Genomic DNA, 26,205 nt, shown 5'->3' with positions numbered 1-26,205 from the left:
CTCACGCCTCCTCTCGGGCTGAAGGCGCCTGCTGGGGGATCCAGGCCAGGGCCAGGGCGCTGCCGACGGCGGTGAGCAGGAAGCCGAGGAGCAGTCCGCCGAGGTTGGCGGCCACCAGGCTGACCAGGGACAGTACGGCGGCCAGGACGCCGGAGAAGTAGCGCAGGGCCGGGTTGCGCCACGTCGTCACACCGGCGACGACGAACAGGGCGCCCAGGGTCCACGACGCCGCGCCCGCGGTGCCGGTGAACCGCAGGAACCCCAGCCCCACCCAGGAGACGCAGATCAACTCCAGCCCGCCGAGGGCGAGCAGCAGGCCCGCCGCGAACGGGCGGCTCTGACGCCACGCGGGCCACCCGGCAGGTCGGATCGCGATCGTCATGGGGTCGCTCCCGGCGTGCAGCCGCCCTTGCCCCGGCGCAACTCGATGGCGACACCCTCGGAGGTGATCGTCCCGGCCGTGAAGGCATGCGGCCGCGTGGTCACCCCGCTGCCGCTGACCTTCTGCGCGCCGACGGTGAACAGGCCCGTGGGCCGGTCCAGGGACCTCTGCGGGGTGCTGAACCTGGCCCCGGACAGCTTCACCGACCCGGCGGTGGTCTTGCCCGTCTCCACGGTCAACCCGGTGGCCGACGCACGCTCGATCCGCACGACGGCCGTCACGGCGCCGACGACCGGCAGCTGGGCGGTGGAGGTCACGCAGGCGTCCCGCACGGTGGCCTGCTCCACTCGCGTGGCCAGCGCCGGCAGCAGCCCGCCACGCCCGGAGGCGCCCGGAGAGGCCGAGACACCCGACCCGGTCACCCGAGCCACGTGGACCGTTACCGGCACCTCCCCCGCGAACGCCACTGAGACGGCCCCCGCGGCGCTTCCGGCCAGCAGGGCGGAGGCACCCAGGAGCAGGGGTGCCAGGGCCAGGACGAACCGCGTGCGGCTCGTCCGCCCGGTCCGTGCACTCACCGGGCTGTTGTTCTTGATCACGCCCGGCCCAACGACCGTCGCGGACCGAAGTACTGCCGAACTCACTATCGGCTGATATGACCCCACTCCCGTTGTCACACCCCGAAGGTACGGTCGGATCATGCCCAACCAGACGGGAACCCCCGCCGGCGAACGGCGACTCGCCGTGCTCGAAGGCGTTCTCGAGCGGATCACGTACGCCAACGAGGAGAACGGCTACACGGTCGCCCGGGTCGACACCGGCAGAGGCGGCGGCGATCTGCTCACGGTCGTGGGCGCGCTGCTCGGCGCCCAGGTAGGGGAGTCCCTGCGCATGGAGGGCCGCTGGGGCTCGCATCCCCAGTACGGCAAGCAGTTCCACGTGGAGAACTACACGACGGTCCTGCCCGCCACCGTCCAGGGCATCCGACGCTACCTCGGCTCCGGCCTGGTCAAGGGCATCGGCCCGGTCTTCGCCGACCGGATCACGCAGCACTTCGGACTGGACACCCTCCAGATCATCGAGGAGGAGCCCAAGCGGCTCATCGAGGTCCCGGGCCTCGGGCCCAAGCGGACGAAGAAGATCGCCGACGCCTGGGAGGAACAGAAGGCCATCAAGGAGGTCATGCTCTTCCTCCAGACGGTCGAGGTGTCCACGTCCATCGCGGTGCGGATCTACAAGAAGTACGGCGACGCGTCCATCTCCGTGGTGAAGAACCAGCCCTACCGCCTCGCCGCCGATGTCTGGGGGATCGGTTTCCTCACCGCCGACAAGATCGCCCAGTCCGTCGGCATCCCGCACGACAGCCCGGAGCGCGTCAAGGCGGGCCTCCAGTACGCGCTGTCGCAGTCCACCGACCAGGGCCACTGCTTCCTCCCGGAGGAGCAGCTGATCAAGGACGCGGTCAAGCTCCTCCAGGTCGACACGGGCCTGGTCATCGAGTGCCTCGCCGAGCTGGCCGAACCCCCGGAGGACGGCGAGGACCCCGGCGTCGTACGGGAGAAGGTCCCGGCCCCTGACGGCGGCGAGCCGGTCACCGCGGTCTACCTCGTGCCCTTCCACCGCGCCGAACTCTCCCTCTCCGCCCAGCTGCTGCGCCTCCTGCGCACGGAGGAGGACCGGATGCCCGGCTTCCGGGCGGTGGCCTGGGACAAGGCCCTCGGCTGGCTGAGAACACGCACCGGCGTCGACCTCGCCCCCGAGCAGGAGGCCGCCGTCAAGCTCGCCCTGACCGAGAAGGTCGCCGTCCTCACCGGCGGCCCCGGCTGCGGCAAGTCCTTCACGGTCCGCTCCATCGTGGAGCTGGCCCGCGCCAAGAAGGCGAAGGTCGTGCTCGCCGCCCCGACCGGCCGGGCCGCCAAGCGCCTGTCCGAGCTCACCGGCGCCGAGGCCTCCACGGTCCACCGCCTGCTGGAGCTGAAGCCCGGCGGCGACGCGGCCTACGACCGGGACCGCCCGCTGGACGCCGATCTGGTGGTGGTCGACGAGGCGTCCATGCTGGACCTGCTCCTCGCCAACAAACTCGTCAAGGCCGTGCCGCCGGGAGCCCACCTCCTCTTCGTCGGGGACGTGGACCAGCTGCCGAGCGTGGGCGCGGGGGAGGTGCTGCGCGACCTCCTGGCCGACGGGGGCCCGATCCCCGCCGTCCGCCTCACCCGGGTCTTCCGCCAGGCCCAGCAGTCGGGCGTGGTGACGAACGCGCACCGGATCAACGCCGGCCAACACCCCCTCACGGACGGCATGAAGGACTTCTTCCTCTTCGTCGAGGACGACACGGAGGAGGCGGGGCGGCTCACGGTGGACGTGGCGGCGCGGCGGATCCCCGCCAAGTTCGGGCTGGACCCGCGCCGGGACGTGCAGGTCCTCGCCCCCATGCACCGGGGCCCGGCGGGCGCGGGCACCCTCAACGGCCTGCTTCAGCAGGCCATCACACCGGCCCGCCCCGACCTTCCCGAGAAGCGGTTCGGCGGTCGCGTCTTCCGCGTCGGCGACAAGGTCACGCAGATCCGCAACAACTACGAGAAGGGCGAGAACGGCGTCTTCAACGGCACGGTCGGCGTGGTGACTTCCCTCAACCTCGACGACCAGCGGCTGACGGTGCGGACGGACGAGGACGAGGAGGTGCCGTACGAGTTCGACGAACTCGACGAGCTCGCCCACGCGTACGCGGTGACGATCCACCGCTCCCAGGGCAGTGAATACCCAGCTGTCGTCATCCCGGTGACCACCGGGGCCTGGATGATGCTCCAGCGCAACCTGCTGTATACGGCGGTCACTCGGGCGAAGAAGCTGGTGGTCCTGGTGGGTTCGCGGAAGGCCCTGGGCCAAGCGGTCCGTACGGTGTCCGCGGGGCGGCGGTGCACGGCGTTGGACTTCCGCCTGGCCGGGGGCCGGCTCCCGGTCGAGTCAGACTGACGCCGACGCGTTCACGCGCTGCCGGGGGTACGTCGTGTCCTGCTGCCGGGGTGACCGTGGCAGGTGCGGTCGCCGGGACCGAGCAGCCCTGCCCGGTGGTCGAGCCCGCCGAGCGCGGGCGCCCCCACGGCGCCGCGCTGGGCGACGCAGCCGACCCGCACCCTGGCAGGGGGCTGACCCCGGGTCAGGGCCACCGCGACCTCCGCCGACACCCGCCGATCGAAAAATGATCGATCAAACAAGTCGGAAAGGTCACACAGTGCTTTCCTCGGGAGGGCAGGAGGGGGCAGGATGGACAGGTTGGCGGCACTCAGTGCCGTTGATAGGCCCAATGGTCGACCCCGAGTGCACTCTCCTGCGCCAAATGGGGGATGGTAGAGACAGTCAGGGCACCTCGAAGAAGAGGCACAACGTCGGTGAGGGATGACGTGAGCGACAACTCTGTAGTACTGCGGTACGGCGACGGCGAGTACACCTACCCGGTGATCGACAGCACCGTCGGTGACAAGGGCTTCGACATCGGCAAGCTCCGCGCCCAGACCGGTCTGGTGACGCTGGACAGCGGGTACGGCAACACCGCCGCCTACAAATCCGCCATCACCTACCTGGACGGCGAAGCGGGCATCCTGCGGTACCGCGGCTACCCGATCGAGCAGCTGGCCGAGCGCTCCACCTTCCTGGAGGTCGCCTACCTGCTGATCAACGGCGAGCTGCCGACCGTCGACGAGCTCTCGACGTTCAAGAACGACATCACGCAGCACACCCTGCTGCACGAGGACGTCAAGAACTTCTACAAGGGCTTCCCCCGCGACGCCCACCCGATGGCCATGCTGTCCTCGGTCGTCTCGGCGCTGTCCACGTTCTACCAGGACAGCCACAACCCGTTCGACGAGCGCCAGCGCAACCTCTCGACGATCCGACTCCTCGCCAAGCTCCCGACGATCGCGGCCTACGCGTACAAGAAGTCGATCGGTCACCCGTTCGTCTACCCGCGCAACGACCTCGGCTACGTCGAGAACTTCCTCCGGATGACCTTCTCGGTCCCGGCGCAGGAGTACGACCTGGACCCGACCGTGGTCTCCGCGCTCGACAAGCTGCTGATCCTGCACGCGGACCACGAGCAGAACTGTTCGACCTCCACGGTCCGCCTGGTCGGCTCCTCGCAGGCCAACATGTTCGCCTCGATCTCCGCCGGCATCAACGCGCTGTGGGGCCCGCTGCACGGCGGCGCCAACCAGTCCGTGCTGGAGATGCTGGAGGGCATCCGCGACTCCGGCGGTGACGTCGACTCCTTCATCCGCAAGGTGAAGAACAAGGAGGACGGCGTCCGCCTGATGGGCTTCGGCCACCGGGTCTACAAGAACTTCGACCCGCGCGCCAAGATCATCAAGGCCGCCGCGCACGACGTGCTGTCCGCCCTCGGCAAGTCCGACGAGCTGCTGGACATCGCGCTGAAGCTGGAGGAGCACGCGCTCTCCGACGACTACTTCGTCTCGCGCAGCCTCTACCCGAACGTCGACTTCTACACCGGCCTGATCTACCGGGCCATGGGCTTCCCGACCGAGATGTTCACGGTCCTGTTCGCCCTCGGCCGCCTGCCGGGCTGGATCGCGCAGTGGCACGAGATGATCAAGGAGCCGGGCTCCCGCATCGGCCGCCCGCGCCAGATCTACACGGGCGTCGTCGAGCGCGACTTCGTGCCCGTCGAGGAGCGCTGAGTCTCCGTCGAGGAGCGCTGAGGCGCAGTACCGCTCGGCCCCCGTATCCGCCGCTGTGCGACTGCGGGGGCTCTTGCGTGGCCGCGGGGGGGTAAGAGGTCCGAGAGGCGGAAAAGCGGAAAAGAAAGAAGGCGCCCTGTCGCCGGTCCCCCCACGGGCCGACGACCAGGGCGCCTTCCCAGTCCCGGTTCGGATTCCCCCCACGGGATCCGGCCGGGCGTCTGTGAGGACAGCGCCTGAATCGCTGTTGAGCACAACGAGTAAAAACTCGCCGTACTGCGGTGTGCGGTCTGCCGGGACAGCGCACTACCGGGAGGGCCGCTCAAAGCTTCCCGGTGTACGTGCCCCGGCAACGCATCTCTGGAGAGGTCCCCCAAGACATCTCCAGATGCCAGGTGGCGCCCCCCAAGACGCTCCCCGACATCGTCAACTTAGACCTTCGAACCCCTTCGATGGTTACGTTCACATCACTGTGATCTGCGTCTCTTGCGTATGTCCGTAAGGTACGCAAGAGCCCGGGTATGCCGCTTGGGGCTCAAGCGTAAGGATGGTGCGTGAGCCTTGTGAAGAGCTTATGTGAGCCGGGCCCGGGACTCCAGAGGGGCTCATATCACGTTCGCCGCGAACTTAGGGCGAATTCGGGCGACTTCACCGGAATGTCCGCAGTCGGAGACTGTTCGTGACGACGAAGACCGACGAAAAGGCCATCGCGGCCCCGGCGATCATCGGGTTCAGCAGTCCCGCGGCGGCCAGCGGCAGCGCGGCCACGTTGTAGCCGAAGGCCCAGACGAGGTTGCCCTTGATCGTGGCCAGCGTCCGGCGCGACAGCCGGATCGCGTCCGCGGCCACCCGCAGGTCGCCGCGGACCAGCGTCAGATCGCCCGCCTCGATCGCCGCGTCCGTGCCGGTGCCCATGGCCAGGCCCAGGTCGGCGGTGGCGAGCGCGGCCGCGTCGTTGACGCCGTCGCCCACCATGGCGACGACCCGCCCCTCGGCCTGCAACCGCCGTACGGCGTCGACCTTGTCCTCGGGCAGGACCTCCGCGATGACCTGGTCGATCCCGACGGCCTCGGCCACCGTTTCGGCCACCGCCCGGTTGTCCCCGGTCAGCAGCACCGGTGTGAGCCCCAGCGCGCGCAGCTCCCGCACCGCCTCGGCACTGGTCTCCTTGACCGCGTCCGCCACGGCCAGCACGGCCCGCGCCGTCCCGTCCCAGCCGGCCAGGACGGCCGTACGGCCCGCTCGCTCGGCCTCGTCCCGCGCGCGGGCCAGTTCGGGCGGTACGTCGTCGAAGAGTCGCCCCACGACGACCTCACGGCCCTCCACGCGCCCCCGTACGCCCCGCCCGGGGACGTTCTCGAAGCTCTCGACGTCCGGGAGCCGTCCGGCCCTCTCCTCGGCGCCCAGCGCGATCGCACGGGCCACGGGGTGCTCGGAGGCGTGCTCGACGGCGCCCGCAAGCCGCAGCACCTCCTTCTCGTCGGTGCCCTCGGCGAGGTGGACTTCCTGGAGGGTCATCCGGCCCGTGGTGACCGTGCCGGTCTTGTCCAGGACGACCGTGTCGATCCGGCGCGTGGACTCCAGGACCTCCGGGCCCTTGATGAGGATGCCGAGCTGGGCACCACGGCCCGTGCCGACCATCAGCGCGGTCGGGGTGGCCAGGCCCAGCGCGCACGGACAGGCGATGATCAGGACCGCGACCGCGGCGGTGAACGCGGCGACGCCGTCGCCGGTCGTCCCCAGCCACGCCCCGGCCGTGGCGGCGGCGATCAGCAGGACCACCGGCACGAAGATCCCGGAGATCCGGTCGGCGAGCCGCTGCACCTCGGCCTTGCCGTTCTGCGCGTCCTCCACCAGCTTCGCCATCCGCGCGAGCCGGGTGTCGGCGCCGATCCGGGTCGCCTCGACGACGAGCCGCCCGCCCGCGTTGACCGTCGCGCCGGTGACCGCGTCCCCGGCCGTCACGTCCACCGGCACCGACTCGCCGGTCAGCATCGAGGCGTCCACCGCCGAGGCGCCCTCGACGACCGTGCCGTCGGTGGCGATCTTCTCGCCGGGCCGTACGACGAACCGGTCGCCGACGGCCAGCCGCTGCGCCGGGATCCGCACCTCACGCCCGTCCCGCAGCACGGCGACGTCCTTGGCGCCCAGCTCCATGAGCGCGCGCAGGGCGGCTCCCGCGCGGCGCTTGGAGCGGGCCTCCAGGTAGCGGCCCAGCAGGATGAAGGCGGTGACGCCGGAGGCGACCTCCAGGTAGATCGAGGAGGCGCCGTCGCCGCGCGAGACTGTGAACTCGAAGGGGTGCCGCATGCCGGGCATGCCCGCGTCGCCGAGGAACAGGGCCCACAGGGACCAGCCGAACGCGGCCAGCGTGCCGAGGGAGACCAGCGTGTCCATGGTGGCGGCACCGTGCCGGGCGTTCGTCCAGGCGGCCCGGTGGAACGGCAGCCCGCCCCAGACGACGACCGGGGCGGCGAGGGTGAGCGAGAGCCACTGCCAGTTGTCGAACTGGAGTGCCGGGATCATCGCCAGCAGGACGACCGGGACGGCGAGGGCGGCGGAGACGACGAGGCGGCGGCGGAGGACCGACAGTTCGGGATCCTCCCCGGAGGGGCGCGTCCCCTCGGCGGTGTGCTCCTCCTCGCGCGCGGGCGCGGGCTCCTCGGCGGTGTACCCGGTCTTCACCACGGTCGCGATCAGGTCGGCGACCTCGATGCCCGCGGGGTAGGTGACCCGGGCCTTCTCCGTCGCGTAGTTCACCGTGGCGGTGACGCCGTCCATGCGGTTGAGCTTCTTCTCCACGCGGGCCGCGCAGGAGGCGCAGGTCATCCCGCCGATGAGCAGCTCGGCCTCGGCGAGCGCCGGCTCGCGGTCCGTCGGCGCCTTGGCGGTGGTGCTGGTCATGTCCGTACTCCAGGTGGTGCGGGGCGCCCGGGAAGCGGAACGGGCCGTACGGGCCGGGGGCGGCGGCGTACGGCCGTACGTCGGTACGAGTGTCAGGACCGGGATGTCTCAGGCCTGTGCGTCTCGGGCTTTGCAACCGGGCCGGGCTCTCGGAGCCGGCTCGGGCTCTTGAACCCGGCCCGGGCTCTCGGAACCGGCTCAGGCCTTCCCGGCCAGCTCGTAACCGGCCTCGTCGACGGCGGCGCGTACGGCCTCGTCGTCGAGCGGGGTGGCCGAGACGACGGTGACCTCGCCGGTCGAGGCGACGGCCGTCACCGAACTGACGCCGGAGATCTCGGAGATCTCGCCGGAGACGGCGCCCTCGCAGTGTCCGCAGCTCATGCCGCTCACCTTGTAGACGGTGGTGACGGGGCCCGTGGTGTCGGTCTGGGCGGTCATGTCGTTACTCCTCGTCGAGGCATGTGGGGCAATGGGGACCCGAGGGGTCCGCACACACCAACTGTACCCCTAGGGGGTATCAGTTCACGACGTCCCCGACGAGGGGTCGCAGGTAGCGCAGGAGGGCGTCCTTCAGCTCCTGGACATAGGCCTCGCGTTCGGCGCCCTCGTGGGCCAGGACCAGCTCCAGACCCGCCTTGTAGATGCCGACGCACATCTGGGCGGCGCGGGCGACGGCCGGGGCGGGGGCGCCGGGGGTGAACGGGGCGAGGAGCGCCTCGACCCGGGCGGCCAGCGTACGGTGCAGCGCGTCGTGCTCCTCGGCGATGCGTCCCGGGATGTCGGAGCCGTGCATCAGCGCGAAGAAGGCCGGGTGGCGGCAGTTGAACTCGATGAAGCGGTCGACGGTCCCGGCGATCACGTCCTCGATCGGGGTCGCCGCGGGGTCGATCGGGGCGAGGACCTCGTCGTAGGACTGCCGCATCTCGTGCATGAGCCGGCTGCCCAGCTCGATCGCGATCGCTTCCTTGTTCGGGAAGAACTGGTACAGCGTCCCGGGCGAGACGCCTGCCTCGCGGGCGATGGCGTTGGTGCTGGCGGCCGTGTAGCCGGTCGTGGAGAAGACGGTGGCGGCGGCGTCGAGGAGCTGGGCGATCCGGCGCTCGCCGCGCGCCTGGCGGCGGCGCGGCCGGTCCTCGGCCGCCGTCGTCGTCTCCGCTCCGGGTTTCGCCGTTCCGGGCTTCTCGGTCTTCTCGGGCACGCGTTTTCCCCAGGTCTCAGCACGCGATTGACAAACACGAGCGGTCGCTCGCATTCTGGAGTCGGCAGAAATGCGAGCGATCTCTCGTGTTTGCCAGTCTACGGCAGCCCCGTGCTGCCAGGCTGCGCCTGGACACGGGTCACGGTGAAGGGGACACCGCACGATGACCGAAGTCAACACACCACCACGCGTCGGAGCCTGGACCCGCTTCGTCACGGCCCGGCCCAGGCTGTCGCTGCTGGTGGCGCTGGTCCTCACCGCCCTCGCGGTGCTGGCCGGCAGCGGCGTCGCCGACCGCCTCGGCGCAGGCGGCTGGGAGGACCCGGCCGCCGAGTCCACGTACGCGACCAAGGCACTGGAGCGCGAGTTCCCCGGCTCCCAGCCCAACCTGCTGCTCCTGGTCGACGCGGGCGACGCCTCGGTCGACGACCCGGCGGTCGCCGCCCGGGCCGAGCGTCTCGCCGAGCGACTGGCGAACGAGAAGGGCGTCACCGGCGTCGGCTCCTACTGGCAGTCCGGCACCCCGGCCCTGCGCGCCGAGGACGGCCGCGAGGCGCTGATAGCCGCGCGCATCACGGGCGATGAGAAGACCGCCGGCGAGACCCTGGAGCGCATCGCGCCCCACTACCGCGGGGCGCACGGCCCGGTGGAGGTCACCGTCGGCGGCCCGGTCGCCGTGCGGCACGAGATGCAGACGATCATCCAGGAGGACCTGACCCGGGCCGAGCTCATCGCCCTGCCGGTGACGCTCGTGCTGCTGGTGATGGTCTTCGGCAGCGCCGTCGCGGCCCTGCTGCCGCTCGGCATCGGCATCGTCGCCATCCTCGGGACGAACGCGATCCTGCGCGGCCTCACCGAGCTCACCGACGTGTCCGTGTTCGCGATCAACCTCACCACGGCCCTCGGCCTCGGTCTCGCCGTCGACTACGCGCTGTTCATCGTCCGCCGCTTCCGAGAGGAGTTGTCCACCGGCGCCGAGCCCCTGACCGCCATCGGCACGACGCTGCGCACCGCAGGCCGCACCGTGCTGTTCTCCGCCCTCACGGTCGCGGTGTCCCTGGCGGCGATGCTGGTCTTCCCGCAGTACTTCCTGAGGTCCTTCGCCTACGCCGGGATCGCCGTCGTCCTGCTGGCCGCGGCGGCCGCGCTGATCCTGCTCCCGGCCGCGCTGATGCTGCTCGGGCACCGGGTCAACTCCTGGGACCTGCGCCGCGTGTTCCGGCGCGGACACCGACCGAAGCCCGCCGAGGAAGAGGGCAGGACCTGGGCGCGCACGGCGTCGCTCGTCATGCGCCGCGCCCCGTTCTTCGCCCTGGGGACCACAGCCGTCCTCGTCCTGCTCGGACTGCCCTTCCTGGGCGTGAAGTTCGGCACCGCCGACGACCGCCAGCTGCCCTCGACGTCCGAGTCCCACGTCGTGCAGCAGCACATCCGGGAGGGCTTCCCGGGCAGCCCCGGCGGCGGCCTCGAAGTGCTCGCCGAGGGCCGCGCGACCGAGGCGCAGTACGGCGCCTACAAGGAGCGGATCGCCGGACTGCCCGAAGTGCTGCGGGTCGACGGGCCACTGGTGAAGGGCGACTCGGCGTACTTCACGGTGCTGCCGAAGGGCGAGGCGGTCGACGACCCGGCCCAGCGCCTCGTCGGCGACCTGCGCGAGGTCCGGGCCCCCTTCGACACCAAGGTGACCGGCACGGCGGCCGTCCTGGTCGACTCCAAGGACGCCATAGGGGAACGCCTGCCGCTCGCGGCCGTCTTCATCACGATCGTCACCCTGCTCCTGGTCTTCCTCCTCACGGGCAGCGTGCTGATACCGGTCCAGGCGGTCGTGCTCAACGCGCTCAGTCTGACGGCCATGTTCGGCGCGGTCGTCTGGATCTTCCAGGACGCCCATCTCTCCGGCCTGCTCGGCTTCACCAGCCCCGGCTCCATCGAGACGACCCTCCCGGTCCTGATGTTCTGCGTGGCCTTCGGCCTGTCCATGGACTACGGCGTGTTCCTGCTCTCCCGCATCAAGGAGGAGTACGACCACACCGGCGACCACGACCAGGCCGTCCGCCACGGACTCCAGCGCACCGGCGGGCTGATCACGGCGGCGGCGGTCATCCTGGCCGTGGTCATGGTCGCGATCGGCACGTCCCGGGTCACCAACACCAAGATGCTCGGCCTGGGCATCGCCCTGGCGGTCCTGATGGACGCCATGATCGTCCGCAGCCTCCTGGTCCCGGCGGTCATGCGCCTCACCGGCCGCGCCACGTGGTGGGCCCCGGGCCCCCTGCGCCGCTTCCACGAACGCTTCGGCCTGAGCGAGGCGGACCAGGAACCGGCCGGAGCCCCGGAACCGGCCAGGGACAAGGTCGGAGCCCCGGGCTGAAGCACAGGCCCGCAGAGCGCGGGCTAGCGTTCCCCGGGACGCTGACTGCCGGGGGCGCCAGGACACCCGGTGGCCCCGGACACGAACGAAGGGCGGGCAGAACATGCGGGCCGTGGTGTTCGAGCGGTACGGAGAGCCGGCCGAGGTGCGGGACGTCGCCGACCCGGAGCCCGCGGAGCACGGGGTCGTCGTGCGCGTCGAGGCCACGGGGCTGTGCCGCAGCGACTGGCACGGCTGGCAGGGCCACGACCCGGACATCGTGCTGCCGCACGTGCCCGGGCATGAACTCGCCGGGGTCGTCGAGGCGGTGGGCGACCGGGTGGCCCGCTGGCGGCCCGGCGACCGGGTCACGGTGCCGTTCATCTGCGCCTGCGGCACCTGCCCGTCCTGTGCGGCGGGTGACCACCAGGTGTGCGAGCGGCAGACCCAGCCCGGCTTCTCGCACTGGGGCTCCTTCGCCCAGTACGTGGCCCTGGACCACGCCGACGTCAACCTCGTGGCGATCCCTGAGGAACTGTCGTTCGCGACGGCGGCCTCCCTCGGCTGCCGGTTCGCCACGGCGTACCGGGCGGTGGTGCGCCAGGGCCGGGTCGCGGCGGGGGAGTGGGTGGCGGTGCACGGCTGCGGCGGGGTCGGCCTCTCCGCGGTGATGATCGCGGCGGCGTCGGGCGCGCGGGTCGTGGCCGTCGACGTGTCGGCCCGAGCGCTGGACCTGGCGCGGACGTTCGGGGCGGCGCAGTGCCTGGACGCGTCGGCCGTGCCGGACCCCGCGGCGGCGGTCCGTGACCTCACCGGAGGCGGTGCCCATCTCTCCCTGGACGCCCTCGGCTCACCCGCCACCTGCGCCGCCTCCGTGAACGGCCTGCGCCGCCGCGGCCGGCACGTCCAGGTCGGCCTGCTGCCCTCGCCGACCGGCACGACACCCGTGCCGATGGCCCGCGTGATCGCTCTGGAGCTGGAACTCCTCGGCAGCCACGGCATGGCCGCGCACGGCTACCCGCCGATGCTGGAGCTGGTCCGCGGCGGAGTCCTGCGCCCCGACCTGCTGGTGACGTCCACGATCCCGCTGGACGAGGCCCCGCCCGCGCTGGCGGCCATGGGGACGGCGCCCCCGGCGGGCGCGACGGTCATCGAGCCCTGGCGCTGACCTTCCCCGAAGTCACCCGTGCCCTACGCGACGGTGGGACACGAGGCCGTGCCGGGAAGGTCAGTCGGTACTTCGGCCACGGTTACCGGGCCGGGACGCCACCCAGGCCCGGACCGTGTCGGCGTACCAGTAGGGCTTGCCGCTCTCGACGTGGTCGGGCGGGGGCAGCAGGCCGTGTTTGCGGTAGGACCGCACGGTGTCCGGCTGCACCCGGATGTGTGCCGCGATCTCCTTGTAGGACCAGAGCCTTCGGTCGGTCATGACGTGTACCTCCCCGCGCGCACCACGGCGGCGACCGGGGACGGCCGTCCGGGGGAGCCGGGCGCTGCGCTGGCGATCAACAAGCCTGTGTCCGGACAACGACGCTCCGGTGACACAAGGCAGGGCCTGTGCGCGGGGTGTGACCGAAGACCCGCCTGGATGCGACACGTGTGACAGGAAGGGGGCCTTTGTGACACAGCCGGGGCAAAGACGCGCGCCGGACTTCGGCGGGGCGCCTTGACGCGGCACCGGGCGAAGACTGGGACCTGAGCGGGCACGCACAGCGGACACATCCCGCGACTCGCCGAAAGCGCTGTCATGATCTGGTCCGAATGTCCGGACAAAACATTGACAGGGCTTCGGGAAGGGGACTACAAAGCCGGGGAGAGCCGACACGAGGGGAAGCCGATGGCGTACGACCTGATCACCATGGGGCGTATCGGAGTGGATCTGTATCCGCTCCAGACGGGCGTCCCGCTGCCGCAGGTCACGTCCTTCGGCAAGTTCCTCGGCGGCTCGGCCACGAACGTCGCGGTCGCCGCAGCCCGCCTGGGACGGCGGACCGCGGTGATCACCCGCACCGGCGACGACCCCTTCGGCACCTACCTGCACGAGGCCCTGAAGGGCTTCGGCGTGGACGACCGCTGGGTCACCCCGGTCCCCGGCCTGCCCACCCCGGTCACCTTCTGCGAGGTCTTCCCGCCGGACGACTTCCCGCTGTACTTCTACCGGCAGCCCAAGGCCCCCGACCTGGAGATCGACGCCCACGAGCTCGACCTCGACGCCATCCGCGACGCCCGCGTCTTCTGGGTCACGGGCACGGGCCTGAGCGAGGAGCCGAGCCGTACGGCGACCCTCGCGGCCCTCGCCCACCGCGCCAAGTCCGGCACGACCGTCTTCGACCTCGACTGGCGGCCGATGTTCTGGACCGACCCCGACGCGGCCCGCCCCTTCTACGAGGAGGCCCTGCGCCACACCACCGTCGCCGTCGGCAACCTCGACGAGGTGGAGGTCGCCACCGGCGTGCGCGAGCCCCACGCCGCCGCCCGGGCCCTCCTGGACGCCGGAGTCGAGCTGGCCGTCGTCAAGCAGGGGCCCAAGGGCGTCCTGGCCGTGAACCGCGACGGTGAGAGCGCCGAGGTCCCGCCGCTGCCCGTGAACGTCCTCAACGGCCTCGGCGCCGGGGACGCCTTCGGCGGCTCCCTTGTCCACGGCCTGCTGGCCGGCTGGGACCTGGAGAAGACCATGCGGCACGCCAACGCCGCCGGCGCCATCGTCGCCTCCCGCCTGGAGTGCTCGTCCGCGATGCCCACCCCGGACGAGATCGAGGCGGCCGTCACCGCGGGGGCCGTCAAGTGAGCGTCGACGTCTCCGAACTCGTCCGCCTCCGCAGCCACCGCCCGGAGGCGATCGCCGAGGCCGCGGCCCGCCGCCCCCGCCGTTCCCTACTGAACGACAACGGCCGGCTGATGATCGTCGCCGCCGACCACCCGGCCCGCGGCGCCCTCGGCGTCGGCGGCCGCAGCATGGCCATGGCCAACCGCGCCGACCTGCTCGAACGCCTCTGCCTGGCCCTGTCCCGCCCGGGCGTGGACGGCGTCCTCGCCACCGCCGACATCCTCGACGACCTGCTCCTGCTCGGCGCCCTCGACGGCAAGGTCGTCCTGGGCTCGATGAACCGCGGCGGCCTCCAGGGCGCGCGCTTCGAACTCGACGACCGCTTCACCGGCCACCGCCCCGAGGACATCGAGCGCCTCGGCTTCGACGCGGGCAAGCTGCTCCTGCGCATCGACTACGACGACCCGGGCTCCCTCACCACCCTGGAGTCCACCGCCCGCGCCATCGACGACATGGCCGCCCGCCGGCTCCCCGTCTTCGTCGAGCCGTTCATCTCCCGCCGCGACGAGACGGGCAGGCTGCGCAACGACCTGTCCGCCGAGGCCGTCACCCGGTCCATCGCCATCGCCTCGGGCCTGGGCGGCAGTTCCGCCTACACCTGGCTGAAGGTGCCGGTCACCGACAACCCCGACGACATGGCCGAGGTCATGACCGCCTCCACGCTGCCCGCCGTACTGCTGGGCGGCGAGGTGGGCGACGACCAGGACGGGGCGTACGAGAAGTGGCGCGGCGCCCTGCAACTGCCCACCGTGCGCGGGCTGGTGGTCGGCCGTTCGCTGCTGTACCCGGCGGACGGCGACGTGGCCGCCGCCGTGGACACCGCCGTAGGACTGCTGTGAGGGCCGTTCCATGACCAGTCAGCTGTACGTCCCCAAGGGCACCACCACCGACGTGAACTACGTCCTGGACATCGACCCCAAGCGGGCCGGCTGGACGCACAGCAGCCTGCGGATCGTGGAGCTCGCACCGGGCGGCACCCACACCTTCACCACCGGGGACAGCGAGTGGATCGTGCTGCCCCTGACGGGCGCGTGCGCGGTGCGCGTCGAGAACGAGGAGTTCCACCTCTCGGGCAGACAGAGCGTGTTCGCGTCGGTCACCGACTTCGCGTACGCGCCCCGTGACGCCCGGGCCCAGATCGCCTCCGGCGCGGGAGGCCGCTTTGCTTTGGCAGGAGCGAAGTGCGAGCGACAACTCCCCGCCCGCTACGGCCCCGCGCCGGAGGTCCCCGTCGAACAGCGAGGCAGCGGCACCTGCACCCGCCACGTCCGCAACTTCGCCTCGGCCGACGCCTTCGACTGCGACAAGCTCATCGCGGTCGAGGTGATCACACCCGGCGGCAACTGGTCGTCGTACCCGCCGCACAAGCACGACGAGCACCGGCCCGGCGAGGAGGCCGAGCTGGAGGAGATCTACTACTTCGAGATCGACGGCCCGAACGGTTTCGGCTATCAGCGCGTATTCCCCTCGCGTGAGGGCGGATCCGACGTCCTCACGGAGGTCCGCTCCGGCGACGCCGTCCTCGTCCCCGACGGATGGCACGGCCCGTCCATCGCCCAGCCCGGCCACGACATGTACTACCTGAATGTCATGGCCGGTCCCGGTGAGACACGGGAGTGGCGGATCTGCTTCCACCCGGCCCACGCAGAAAGCACAGGGGGTTACCGATGACCACCCGCCTGACCGTCGCGCAAGCGCTGGTCCGTTTCCTCGCCGCCCAGTACACCGAACGCGACGGCGTCCGGCAGCGGCTCATCGGCGCCACCTGGGGCATCTTCGGCCACGGCAACGTCGCCGGCATCGGCCAGGCGCTCCTGGAACACACCGACGCGATGCCGTACCACCAGGGCCGCAACGAACAGGCCATGGTGCACGCGGCGGTCGGTTACGCGCGCCAGTCCAACCGCCTGTCCACGCACGCGGTGACGACCTCCATCGGGCCGGGCGCCACCAACCTCGTCACCGGCGCGGCCCTGGCGACCATCAACCACCTGCCGGTGCTGCTCCTGCCCGGCGACATCTTCGCCACCCGCCCCGCCGACCCGGTCCTCCAGCAGCTCGAAGTGCCGTACGCGGGCGACGTGTCGGTCAACGACTGTCTGCGCCCGGTGTCGAGGTACTTCGACCGGATCACGCGGCCGGAGACCCTGATCCCCTCGGCGCTGAACGCGATGCGCGTGCTCACCGACCCCGTCGAGACCGGCGCCGTCACCCTCGGCCTGCCCCAGGACGTGCAGGCCGAGGCGTACGACTGGCCCGACGAGTTCTTCGCCGAGCGCACCTGGACCGTTCGGCGTCCCGGCGCCGACCCGGCGGAACTCGCCGAGGCGCTACGGCTCATCCGCGCGGCGAAGAGGCCCCTGGTCGTCGCCGGCGGCGGCGTCCACCACAGCCGCGCCGAGGAGGCGCTCGCCGAGTTCGCCGAGACCACCGGCATCCCGGTCGCCTCCACCCAGGCCGGCAAGGGCTCCCTGCGCCACGACCACCCCCAGGACGTCGGCGGCATCGGCCACACCGGCACGGCCACCGCGGACGAACTCGCCCGCACCGCCGACCTGGTGATCGGCGTCGGCACCCGCTACACCGACTTCACCACCGCCTCCGGCACCCTCTTCACCGGCGAGAACGTCCGGTTCCTCAACCTCAACATCGCCTCCTTCGACGGCCACAAGCTCGCCGGGCAGCCCCTGGTCGCGGACGCCCGCACCGGCCTGGAGGAGCTGACCGAGCGGCTGGAGATGCACGGCCACCGGGTCGCGCCGCTCTACGCCACCGAGTACACCGAGGACAAGGAGCGCTGGGAACAGCGCGTCGACGCCTGCTACGAGGTGGACGAGCCGGACACCCGCCCGACCCAGCCGCAGGTCCTCGGCGTCCTGGACGCCCTGGTCGACGAGTCGGACATCCTCATCAACGCCGCCGGTTCCCTCCCCGGCGACCTGCACAAACTGTGGCGGACCCGCTCGTACGACCAGTACCACCTGGAGTACGGCTACTCCTGCATGGGCTACGAGATCCCGGCCGCCATCGGCGTGAAGATGGCCGCCCCCGACCGGCCCGTGTGGGCGCTGGTCGGCGACGGCACGTACCTGATGATGCCGACGGAGATCGTGACGGCCGTGCAGGAGGGCGTCGCGATCAAGGTCCTGATCATCCAGAACCACGGCTACGCGTCCATCGGCGGACTGTCCGAGTCGGTCGGCGGCGAGCGGTTCGGCACCGCCTACCGCTTCCCGTCCGAGGACGGCACGTACACGGGGCCGCCGCTGCCGGTGGACCTCGCCGCCAACGCGGCCAGCCTCGGCATGCGCGTCCTGCGCGCGAAGTCCGTACGGGACCTGCGGGGGGCGCTCGCCGAGGCCCGGGCCGCCGACACTCCCACATGTGTCTATGTGGAGACCCAAACGGCAGACACAGTGTCGGGCGCGCCTCCCGCCCAGGCCTGGTGGGATGTACCCGTGGCCGAGACCGCGACACGGCCGTCCGCGGTCAAGGCACGTGAGCTGTACGAACGGCACGTCTCCACCCGACGCCGCCATCTGTGAAGGAGTTCCCGGCCATGACGAAGATCGTCAACCACTGGATCGGCGGCAAGACCGTCGAAGGCGCCTCGGGCACGCACGGGCCGGTGACCGATCCGGCGACCGGCGAGGTGACGACCAAGGTCGCGTTCGCCTCGGTCGACGAGGTGGACGCGGCGGTCGCCGCCGCCAAGGAGGCCTTCGCCACCTGGGGCCAGTCCTCGCTGGCCCAGCGGACCTCGATCCTCTTCAGGTTCCGGGCGCTGCTCGACGCCCACCGCGACGAGATCGCCGAGCTGATCACCGCCGAGCACGGCAAGGTGCACTCCGACGCGCTCGGCGAGGTGGCGCGCGGCCTGGAGATCGTCGACCTGGCCTGCGGCATCAGCGTCCAGCTGAAGGGCGAGCTCTCCACGCAGGTGGCGAGCCGTGTCGACGTCTCCTCGATCCGACAGCCGCTCGGCGTCGTCGCGGGCATCACGCCGTTCAACTTCCCGGCGATGGTGCCGATGTGGATGTTCCCCCTGGCCATCGCGTGCGGCAACACGTTCGTGCTGAAGCCGTCCGAGAAGGACCCGTCGGCGTCCGTCAAGCTCGCCGAGCTGCTCGCCGAGGCCGGCCTGCCGGACGGCGTCTTCAACGTCGTCCACGGTGACAAGGTGGCCGTCGACCGTCTGCTGGAGCACCCGGACGTCAAGGCCGTCTCGTTCGTCGGCTCGACCCCGATCGCCCGCTACATCCACACCACCGCCTCCGCCAACGGCAAGCGTGTCCAGGCGCTGGGCGGCGCCAAGAACCACATGCTGGTCCTCCCGGACGCCGACCTGGACGCCGCTGCCGATGCCGCCGTCTCGGCCGCCTACGGCTCCGCGGGCGAGCGCTGCATGGCCATCTCCGCGGTCGTCGCGGTCGGCGCGATCGGCGACGAGCTGGTGGAGAAGATCCGCGAGCGCGCCGAGAAGATCAAGATCGGTCCCGGCAGCGACCCCGCCTCCGAGATGGGCCCGCTCATCACCAAGGTCCACCGCGACAAGGTGGCCACCTACGTCGAGGGCGCGGCGGCCGAGGGCGCCGAGGTGGTCCTCGACGGTTCGGCGTATACCTATGAAGGTGCCGGCTTCGAGAACGGCCACTGGATCGGCATCTCGCTACTCGACAAGGTGCCCACGTCGGCGAAGGCCTACCAGGACGAGATCTTCGGCCCGGTCCTGTGCGTGCTGCGCACGGAGACCTACGAGGAGGCCCTGGACATCGTCAACGCCTCGCCGTTCGGCAACGGCACCGCGATCTTCACCCGGGACGGCGGCGCGGCCCGCCGCTTCCAGCTGGAGGTCGAGGCCGGCATGGTCGGCGTGAACGTCCCGATCCCGGTCCCCGTGGGCTACCACTCCTTCGGCGGCTGGAAGGACTCGCTCTTCGGCGACCACCACATCTACGGCAACGACGGCACGCACTTCTACACCCGCGGCAAGGTCGTCACCACCCGCTGGCCCGACCCGGCCGACGCCCCGGCGGGCGTGGACCTGGGCTTCCCGCGCAACCACTGAGGTTTCCCTCCGGCAGTACCACACCCGCGGTATGCCGAAGGCCCCCGTACTCCCCGGGGAGGGTCCGTACTTCAGTCTCCGGTCGACAACTGTTCGACAGGTTGACCCCGTACCGTTGACGCATGGATCTTCGACTGCCCGGACTGAACGGGCTGCTTCGGAGGCCCCGGAGGCTCCTCGCCGCCGGGGCCGCCGTCGTCGTGCTCGCGGGAGCGGGGACGTGGACGGCCGTCGCGTCCGACGAGGTGCCCCCGGTCGACCGCGCCGACCGGGTCCTGGACACGGGGAACGGGGTACGTATCGACACCTCGTACTTCACCTCCGGCGGTGACGGCCGCCGCCCCGCCGTCCTGCTCGGCCACGGCTTCGGCGGCAGCAAGAACGACGTACGGCAGCAGGCCGAGGATCTCGCCAGAGACGGCTACGCGGTGCTGACCTGGTCGGCGCGCGGCTTCGGCAAGTCCAACGGGAAGATCGGACTGAACGACCCCGAGGGCGAGGTCGCCGACGTCTCGAAGATCATCGACTGGCTCGCGAAGCAGCCCCAGGTCGAACTCGACAAGCCCGGCGACCCCCGCGTGGGCATGGGCGGCGCCTCCTACGGCGGTGCCATCGCGCTGCTCACGGCGGGACACGACACCCGGGTGGACGCCATCGCCCCGGCCATCACGTACTGGAACCTCGCCGACGCGCTGTTCCCGAACGGCGTGTTCAAGAAGCTGTGGGCCGGCATCTTCGTCAACTCCGGCGGCGGCTGCGAGCGGTTCGAGCCCGCGCTGTGCCGGATGTACGAGCGGGTCGCCGAGTCGGGCGAGCCGGACGCCGAGGCGCGCAAGATGCTCGACGAGCGTTCGCCCTCCGCGGTCGGCAAGAACATCAAGGTGCCGACCCTGCTGATGCAGGGCCAGTCCGACTCCCTCTTCCCGCTCGGCCAGGCCGACCAGGCCGCGAAGGCCATCCGTGCCAACGGCGCCCCCGTCGACGTCGACTGGATCGCGGGCGGCCACGACGGCGGCGACATGGAGACGAGCCGCGTCCAGGGCCGCGTGCAGAGCTGGTTCGACCGCTACCTGAAGGACGACAAGGGCGCCGACACCGGCCCCGCCTTCCGCGTCACCCGCACCCTCGGCCTCGGCTCCGGCGACGGCGAACCCCGCCTGACCGGCGTGACCTCGGACCGCTACCCCGGCCTGGAGAGCAAGCAGCGCTCCATCGCCCTGGCCGGCCGCGAGCAGAGCTTCGACAACCCGCCCGGCGCCAGCCCGCCCGGCGTCTCCGCCCTGCCCGGCCTCGGCGGCGCGGGCGGCCTCAGCCAGCTCTCCTCGCTCGGCGTCGGGATCTCCCTCGACTTCCCCGGCCAGTTCGCCGCGTTCGAGTCGGCCCCGTTCCGGGACGACGTCCAGATCACCGGCTCCCCGACGGCCACGGTCCACGTGAAGTCCACCAGCGACGACGCCGTGCTCTTCGCCAAGGTCTACGACGTCGGCCCGGGCCGCACCCAGCCGGTGCTGCCCTCCCAGCTCGTCACGCCCATCAGGGTCGAGGGCGCCAAGGCCGGCAAGGACGTCACCATCACCCTCCCGGCCATCGACCACGAGGTCAACGACGGCCACCGGCTGCGCCTGGTCCTCGCCTCGACGGACCTCGGCTACGCCTCCCCGGCGACCCCGGCCACGCACACCGTCTCCCTCAAGGGAGATCTGAAGGTCCCGTCGGCGCTCGGCGAGAGCAACGCGCAGGGCCCGCTGCCCGCCTGGGTGTGGTGGATGCCGCTCGCCGGCGCCGTGATCGCCCTGGCGCTGATCATCACGGGACGCCGCCGCACGGCCGCACCCGCCCCGCCGGACCCCGACCTCGCCGACGTGCCCCTCCAGATCACGGACCTGACCAAGCGGTACGCCAAGTCCTCCGACCGGTACGCCGTCAAGGACCTGTCCTTCCGCGTGGAGAGGGGCCAGGTCCTCGGCCTGCTCGGCCCGAACGGCGCCGGCAAGACCACGACCCTGCGCATGCTGATGGGCCTGATCAAGCCGGACGGCGGCGAGATCCGCGTCTTCGGCCACGCCATCAGCCCGGGCGCCCCGGTCCTGTCCCGGGTCGGCGCCTTCGTCGAGGGCGCGGGCTTCCTGCCGCACCTGTCCGGCCGCGAGAACCTGGAGCTGTACTGGCGCGCCACCGGCCGCCCGGCCGAGGACGCACACATGGAGGAGGCCCTGGAGATCGCGGGCCTCGGCGACGCGCTCGCCCGCGCCGTGCGCACCTACTCCCAGGGCATGCGCCAGCGCCTCGCCATCGCCCAGGCCATGCTCGGCATGCCGGACCTGCTCATCCTCGACGAACCGACCAACGGCCTCGACCCGCCCCAGATCCGCGAGATGCGCGAGGTGATGATCCGCTACGCCGCGGCCGGGCGCACGGTCATCGTCTCCAGCCACCTCCTCGCGGAGGTCGAGCAGACCTGCACGCACCTGGTCGTGATGGACCACGGGCAGCTCGTCCAGGCGGGCCCGGTCGAGGACATCGTCGGCTCGGGCGACACCCTCCTGGTGGGCACGGCCACGCCCGTGGACGAGCCCGTCGTCGAGAAGATCGCCGCCCTGCCGGGCGTCGCCTCGGCCGTGCCCGTCGACGAGGGACTCCTGGTCCAGCTCGACGCCGACGGCACCCCGCAGCGCCTGGTCGCCGAACTCGTGCGGCTGGACGTACCCGTGCGGTCGGTCGGCCCGCACCGCCGCCTGGAGGACGCCTTCCTCACCCTGATCGGAGCCGAAGCATGAGCAAGCTCGCCGACCGGGCCGAGCCCGTCGAGGTCGCCGAGGGCTACCGCGCGGGCCGCACCCTGCCGTTCCGGGTCGAGCTGGTCCGGCAGCTGAAGCGGCGCCGCACGATGGTCATGGGCGGTGTCCTGTTCGCCCTGCCGATCATCCTGCTCATCGCCTTCCAGGTCGGCGGCGACCCGGGCGGCAACAACAACCGCGTGAACCTGATGGACACGGCGACGGCCTCCGGAGCGAACTTCGCCGCGGTCAACCTCTTCTCCGCCGCCGGGTTCCTCCTCGTCATCCCCGTCGCCCTGTTCTGCGGCGACACGGTCGCCTCGGAGGCCAGCTGGTCGTCCCTGCGCTACCTGCTCGCGGCCCCCGTACCGCGGGCCCGGCTGCTGTGGTCCAAGCTCGCCGTCGGACTCAGCCTGAGCCTGGCCGCGCTGGTCCTGCTCCCGATCGTCGCCCTCGTCGTCGGCACGGCCGCCTACGGCTGGGGCCCGCTCGAACTGCCCACCGGCGGCACCCTGCCCACCGGCACCGCCGCCGTGCGCATACTGATCGTCGTCGCGTACATCATGGTGTCCCAACTGGTCACCGCGGCCCTCGCGTTCTGGCTGTCGACCCGGACGGACGCCCCGCTCGGCGCGGTCGGCGGAGCGGTGTTCCTGACCATCATCGGCAGCGTCCTCGACGAGGTGACGGCCCTCGGCGACTGGCGGCACTTCCTGCCCGCGCACTGGCAGTACGCCTGGCTCGACGCCGTCCAACCGCAGTTGCAGTGGACGGACATGATCCAGGGCACGTCGATTTCCGTAACGTACGCGCTCGTGCTGTTCGCCCTGGCCTTCCGCGGGTTCGCCCGCAAGGACGTCGTCTCCTAGGTCAACGGAGGATCACCCACCGGTCTCGAAGACCGGTCCCCGTGGCCGCTTCGAGACGCTTCCGCAACCCCCCGTACCGCACGTTCCGGCCCCCCGCGCCGTCACAGTCGCAAGAAGGCGACGCCAACGGACCAAGGGGGCACGGACGATGAAGCCGTACGAGCGGTACCGGACACGCAGGCTGCTGCTGGCGCTCACGGCGGCGGGCGGGCTGCTGCTCACCGCGTGCAGCGGGGGAGGCGGCAGCAGTGAGGGCAGCAAGGCCGCCGACCGCGACATCTCGGGTCTGCCCGCGCCCGCTCACGGAGACGAGGACGGCACGAGCGAGCAGGAGGACCAGGACCGCGAGGCCGCCCCCGACAACCTGTCCACCTTCGCCCTCGACGTCGACACCGCCTCCTACGACTACGCCCGCCGCGCCCTGGCCGACGGCCGGCTCCCTGACCCCTCGACGGTCCGCCCCGAGGAGTTCGTCAACAGCTTCCGCCAGGACTACGAACGCCCCGACGGCGACGGCTTCTCGGTCACCGTGGACGGCGCCCGCACCGCCGACGAGGACTGGTCCCTGGTCCGCGTGGGCCTGGCCACCCGCACCACGGAACGCACCGGCGAACGCCCGCCCGCCGCCCTCACCTTCGTCATCGACGTCTCTGGCTCCATGGCCGAACCGGGCCGCCTGGACCTCGCCCAGGAGTCCCTGTCCGTGATGACGGACCGGCTGCGCGACGACGACTCGGTCGCGATCGTCACGTTCAGCGACGAGGCCGAGACCGTCCTGCCCATGACGCGCCTCGACGGCAACCGCGACGAGATCCACGACGTCGTCTCCGAGCTGGACACCCGCGACTCCACCAACCTCGGCGCGGGCGTCGAGACCGGCTACGAGACGGCCGTCGAGGGCCTGCGCAAGGGCGCGACCAACCGGGTCGTCCTCGTCTCCGACGCCCTCGCCAACACCGGCGACACCGACGCCGACACGATCCTGGAGCGGATCTCCGGCGAACGCCGCGAGCACGGCGTCACCCTCTTCGGCGTCGGCGTCGGCAGCGACTACGGCGACGCCCTGATGGAACGCCTCGCCGACAAGGGCGACGGCCACACCGTCTACGTGTCCGACGAGGACGAGGCCCGCAAGGTCTTCTGCGAGGAACTCCCGCGCAACATCGACCTCACCGCCCGCGACGCCAAGGCTCAGGTCGCCTTCGACCCCGAGACCGTCGAGGAGTTCCGCCTGGTCGGCTACGACAACCGCCGGGTCGCCGACGAGGACTTCCGCGACGACCGCGTCGACGGCGGCGAGGTCGGCCCCGGCCACACCGTCACCGCCCTGTACGCCGTCCGCACCGAGCCCGGCGCCGAGGGCCACCTCGCCACCGCCACCGTCCGCTGGCTCGACCCCGACACCCGCGACCCGCACGAGGAGTCCGGCGACCTCGAGACCGGTGCCCTCCACGACTCCCTGCGTGCCGCCCCCAGCCGCTTCCAGGTCACCGCGGTGGCGGCCTACTTCGCCGACGCCCTCCGCTCCGGCGACGACCGCCACCGCCGCCTCCCCGGAGCCCCGGTCCCCTTCGCCGAACTCGCCGACCGTGCTCGCGCGTTGTCCGGGGCCACGGAGGACGGGGCGGTGCGCGAACTCGCCGAGGCCATCGAACAGGCCGACCGCCGCCGGGATTGAACAAGGTTGCGGTCTTTCGACATGCGACGCGGGCCAACCGGGTGAACCTGCGGAACCAATTCTCCTGCACCGGGTTGATGAGGCAGTAGAGCATGCGGCGCTACGAGAAAGGAACGCGCAGTGCTCAAGGAGGCTATGAACGTCGCGGCCGCCGCCGCTTCTGCCATCGACATGCCGACGACGGCCACTGCCCCGGCGCCTGCCGGCGGACCGGCCGTCGCGATGGGCCAGGGCGAGGAACGCTGAACCGACTCCGCGGCCCCTTCGGCGCGAGCGGGCATCCCCTACGCCTCATTCCTGTTCAGCGCTGCGACTTTCCACGCCGCCACACCGCCGACCTTGGATGTGGATCTCCGTTCCGCGGCCGGCTGCCCCAATTCTTCAAGCAGGAGGACAACTGCAATGCGACAGACCCTGAGCAAGGGAGCGTTCGCGGCGGCCGCCGCCACGGGGATTCTGTCCCTGTATGGCAGCCCCGCCCTCGCTGACTCCGACGCGTCGGGAGTGGCGAAGGACTCTCCCGGTGCGTTGTCCGGGAACAACGTGCAGGTGCCGATCGACGTGCCGATCAACCTGTGCGGCAACACCGTCGACGTGCTCGCGGCGCTCAACGAGTCGTTCGGCAACGTCTGCCGCAACAGCTCGCACAAGGGGAAGGGCTCCGGCGCGGACGCCTCGGGGGTCGCGAAGGGTTCCCCCGGTGTGGGATCCGGGAACGTCGTGCAGGTGCCGGTCGACGTGCCGGTGAACGCGTGCGGCAACAACGTCGCCGGACTCGGGGTGTTCAACGAGGCGTCCGAGAACTCCTGCCACAACAGCTCGTACGGCGGCCACGGCGGCTACGGCGGCGAGGACGACACCGAGAAGCCGAGTGGTGAGGACCGGAAGGTCCCGCCGGCCAAGGACCGCCCCACCCCGCACGACGAGGAGACGCCGGACTCCCCGCCCGCGCCCGAGAAGGACAGCGAGACGCCGTCCACCCCGGAAGAGGAGACGGAGAGCGGCCCGCTGCCCCAGCTGGCCGAGACCGGAAGTGAGGCCCTGGTGGCCGCCTCGGTCGCCAGTGCCGCCCTGATGGCCGGCGGGGTGCTGCTGTACCGCCGCGGTCGCACCACCTGGTCCCGCTAGCCGGCACCGGGTGCCGGACGCGACCCGCCCGGCACCCGCATCCCACCCCGGACCGGCGCCCGCCACCACCACAGGCAGGCCACAGCCGGTCCGGGGACCACACGCCGCACGGGCCGGATCGGCAGCGACTCTCCGCCGGAACCGCTCGCCAGGCCCGGGGCGGGCCGGACGCCGGAGCCGTCCCGTCACTTTCCTGGTCCCGGTGCGAGGCCCCTGGCTTCCCGGGACAAGCGTCACCCGCACCCCCCGTCGACTTGATCCGGGGGGTGTCGGCCGTCGCGTCACACCGCACCCTCTACCGCCGTCCCCGGCACGAGGGCGGGCCGCTGACGA

The 26,205-nt window shown here is 71.5% G+C and carries 21 protein-coding genes; 14 read left to right on the top strand and 7 right to left on the bottom strand.

Annotated elements, in window-relative coordinates; genetic code table 11:
- Nucleotide 1 precedes the first annotated feature (1 nt).
- Entirely contained in the window at nt 2–382 is a 381-nt protein-coding gene (locus CP976_RS15890) for a DUF6114 domain-containing protein (RefSeq protein ID WP_150480958.1), read from the bottom strand.
- The gene (locus tag CP976_RS15885; RefSeq protein ID WP_150480957.1) at nt 379–960 is read right to left on the bottom strand and encodes a DUF6230 family protein; all 582 of its coding nucleotides are present in this window, start codon (nt 958–960) and stop codon (nt 379–381) included. The genes CP976_RS15890 and CP976_RS15885 overlap by 4 nt, the downstream gene beginning before the upstream one ends.
- 121 nt (nt 961–1,081) lie before the next feature.
- On the opposite strand from CP976_RS15885, the gene recD2 reads away from it, so the two are divergent.
- Nucleotides 1,082–3,355, top strand: coding sequence for an SF1B family DNA helicase RecD2 (gene recD2 / locus CP976_RS15880; protein ID WP_150480956.1), 2,274 nt, complete (start codon nt 1,082–1,084; stop codon nt 3,353–3,355).
- 11 nt (nt 3,356–3,366) lie between these two features.
- On the opposite strand, the gene CP976_RS15875 is transcribed toward recD2, so the two are convergent.
- A complete protein-coding gene (locus CP976_RS15875; RefSeq protein WP_150480955.1) occupies nt 3,367–3,567 on the bottom strand; it encodes a hypothetical protein in 201 nt (66 codons plus the stop codon).
- 216 nt (nt 3,568–3,783) lie between these two features.
- Here CP976_RS15875 and CP976_RS15870 point away from each other — a divergent pair, with 216 nt between their 5' ends.
- Nucleotides 3,784–5,073 (top strand): citrate synthase, encoded by a 1,290-nt coding sequence (locus CP976_RS15870; protein ID WP_086852349.1) that lies wholly within the window; start codon nt 3,784–3,786, stop codon nt 5,071–5,073.
- A gap of 648 nt (nt 5,074–5,721) precedes the next feature.
- Here CP976_RS15870 and CP976_RS15865 read toward each other — a convergent pair.
- The 3 genes from CP976_RS15865 to CP976_RS15855 form a co-directional block, all read right to left on the bottom strand.
- Complete coding sequence (locus CP976_RS15865) at nt 5,722–7,977, bottom strand: heavy metal translocating P-type ATPase (RefSeq protein WP_150480954.1); 2,256 nt, start codon at nt 7,975–7,977, stop codon at nt 5,722–5,724.
- A 198-nt stretch (nt 7,978–8,175) separates the two neighbouring features.
- Complete coding sequence (locus tag CP976_RS15860) at nt 8,176–8,415, bottom strand: heavy-metal-associated domain-containing protein (protein WP_150480953.1); 240 nt, start codon at nt 8,413–8,415, stop codon at nt 8,176–8,178.
- A gap of 79 nt (nt 8,416–8,494) precedes the next feature.
- Nucleotides 8,495–9,175 carry a TetR/AcrR family transcriptional regulator gene (locus CP976_RS15855; RefSeq protein ID WP_229875203.1) on the bottom strand — a complete coding sequence of 227 codons (681 nt, stop codon included), beginning with the start codon at nt 9,173–9,175 and terminating at the stop codon, nt 8,495–8,497.
- A gap of 163 nt (nt 9,176–9,338) precedes the next feature.
- On the opposite strand from CP976_RS15855, the gene CP976_RS15850 reads away from it, so the two are divergent.
- A complete protein-coding gene (locus CP976_RS15850) occupies nt 9,339–11,546 on the top strand; it encodes an MMPL family transporter (protein WP_150480951.1) in 2,208 nt (735 codons plus the stop codon).
- Between the two features lie 103 nt (nt 11,547–11,649).
- Entirely contained in the window at nt 11,650–12,693 is a 1,044-nt protein-coding gene (locus CP976_RS15845) for a zinc-dependent alcohol dehydrogenase family protein (RefSeq protein WP_150480950.1), read from the top strand.
- 60 nt (nt 12,694–12,753) lie between these two features.
- On the opposite strand, the gene CP976_RS15840 is transcribed toward CP976_RS15845, so the two are convergent.
- Nucleotides 12,754–12,954, bottom strand: coding sequence for a helix-turn-helix transcriptional regulator (locus CP976_RS15840; protein ID WP_150480949.1), 201 nt, complete (start codon nt 12,952–12,954; stop codon nt 12,754–12,756).
- Between the two features lie 408 nt (nt 12,955–13,362).
- Between CP976_RS15840 and iolC the strand changes: the two genes are divergently transcribed.
- The 10 genes from iolC (at nt 13,363) to CP976_RS15795 (ending at nt 25,872) form a co-directional block, all read left to right on the top strand.
- Entirely contained in the window at nt 13,363–14,313 is a 951-nt protein-coding gene (gene iolC / locus CP976_RS15835; RefSeq protein ID WP_150480948.1) for a 5-dehydro-2-deoxygluconokinase, read from the top strand.
- The gene (locus CP976_RS15830) at nt 14,310–15,191 is read left to right on the top strand and encodes a Cgl0159 family (beta/alpha)8-fold protein (RefSeq protein WP_150480947.1); all 882 of its coding nucleotides are present in this window, start codon (nt 14,310–14,312) and stop codon (nt 15,189–15,191) included. The genes iolC and CP976_RS15830 overlap by 4 nt, the downstream gene beginning before the upstream one ends.
- A gap of 10 nt (nt 15,192–15,201) precedes the next feature.
- Entirely contained in the window at nt 15,202–16,023 is an 822-nt protein-coding gene (iolB, locus tag CP976_RS15825) for a 5-deoxy-glucuronate isomerase (protein ID WP_150480946.1), read from the top strand.
- Entirely contained in the window at nt 16,020–17,897 is a 1,878-nt protein-coding gene (gene iolD, locus CP976_RS15820) for a 3D-(3,5/4)-trihydroxycyclohexane-1,2-dione acylhydrolase (decyclizing) (protein ID WP_150480945.1), read from the top strand. The genes iolB and iolD overlap by 4 nt, the downstream gene beginning before the upstream one ends.
- Nucleotides 17,898–17,911: 14 nt before the next feature.
- Nucleotides 17,912–19,420, top strand: coding sequence for a CoA-acylating methylmalonate-semialdehyde dehydrogenase (gene mmsA / locus CP976_RS15815; RefSeq protein WP_150480944.1), 1,509 nt, complete (start codon nt 17,912–17,914; stop codon nt 19,418–19,420).
- A gap of 122 nt (nt 19,421–19,542) precedes the next feature.
- Nucleotides 19,543–22,197 (top strand): CocE/NonD family hydrolase, encoded by a 2,655-nt coding sequence (locus CP976_RS15810; RefSeq protein WP_150480943.1) that lies wholly within the window; start codon nt 19,543–19,545, stop codon nt 22,195–22,197.
- The gene (locus CP976_RS15805) at nt 22,194–23,066 is read left to right on the top strand and encodes an ABC transporter permease (RefSeq protein WP_150480942.1); all 873 of its coding nucleotides are present in this window, start codon (nt 22,194–22,196) and stop codon (nt 23,064–23,066) included. The genes CP976_RS15810 and CP976_RS15805 overlap by 4 nt, the downstream gene beginning before the upstream one ends.
- 148 nt (nt 23,067–23,214) lie before the next feature.
- Nucleotides 23,215–24,744: a vWA domain-containing protein gene (locus tag CP976_RS15800; protein ID WP_150480941.1), complete on the top strand. Its 1,530-nt coding sequence runs from the start codon at nt 23,215–23,217 to the stop codon at nt 24,742–24,744.
- A gap of 120 nt (nt 24,745–24,864) precedes the next feature.
- The gene (locus CP976_RS44350; RefSeq protein WP_268250131.1) at nt 24,865–24,990 is read left to right on the top strand and encodes a hypothetical protein; all 126 of its coding nucleotides are present in this window, start codon (nt 24,865–24,867) and stop codon (nt 24,988–24,990) included.
- 156 nt (nt 24,991–25,146) lie between these two features.
- Entirely contained in the window at nt 25,147–25,872 is a 726-nt protein-coding gene (locus tag CP976_RS15795; RefSeq protein WP_150480940.1) for a chaplin, read from the top strand.
- Nucleotides 25,873–26,205: the final 333 nt, after the last annotated feature.

The organism is Streptomyces coeruleorubidus (assembly GCF_008705135.1).
Lineage (GTDB): Bacteria > Actinomycetota > Actinomycetes > Streptomycetales > Streptomycetaceae > Streptomyces > Streptomyces coeruleofuscus.
This window is presented reverse-complemented; position numbering and strand designations above follow the sequence as displayed.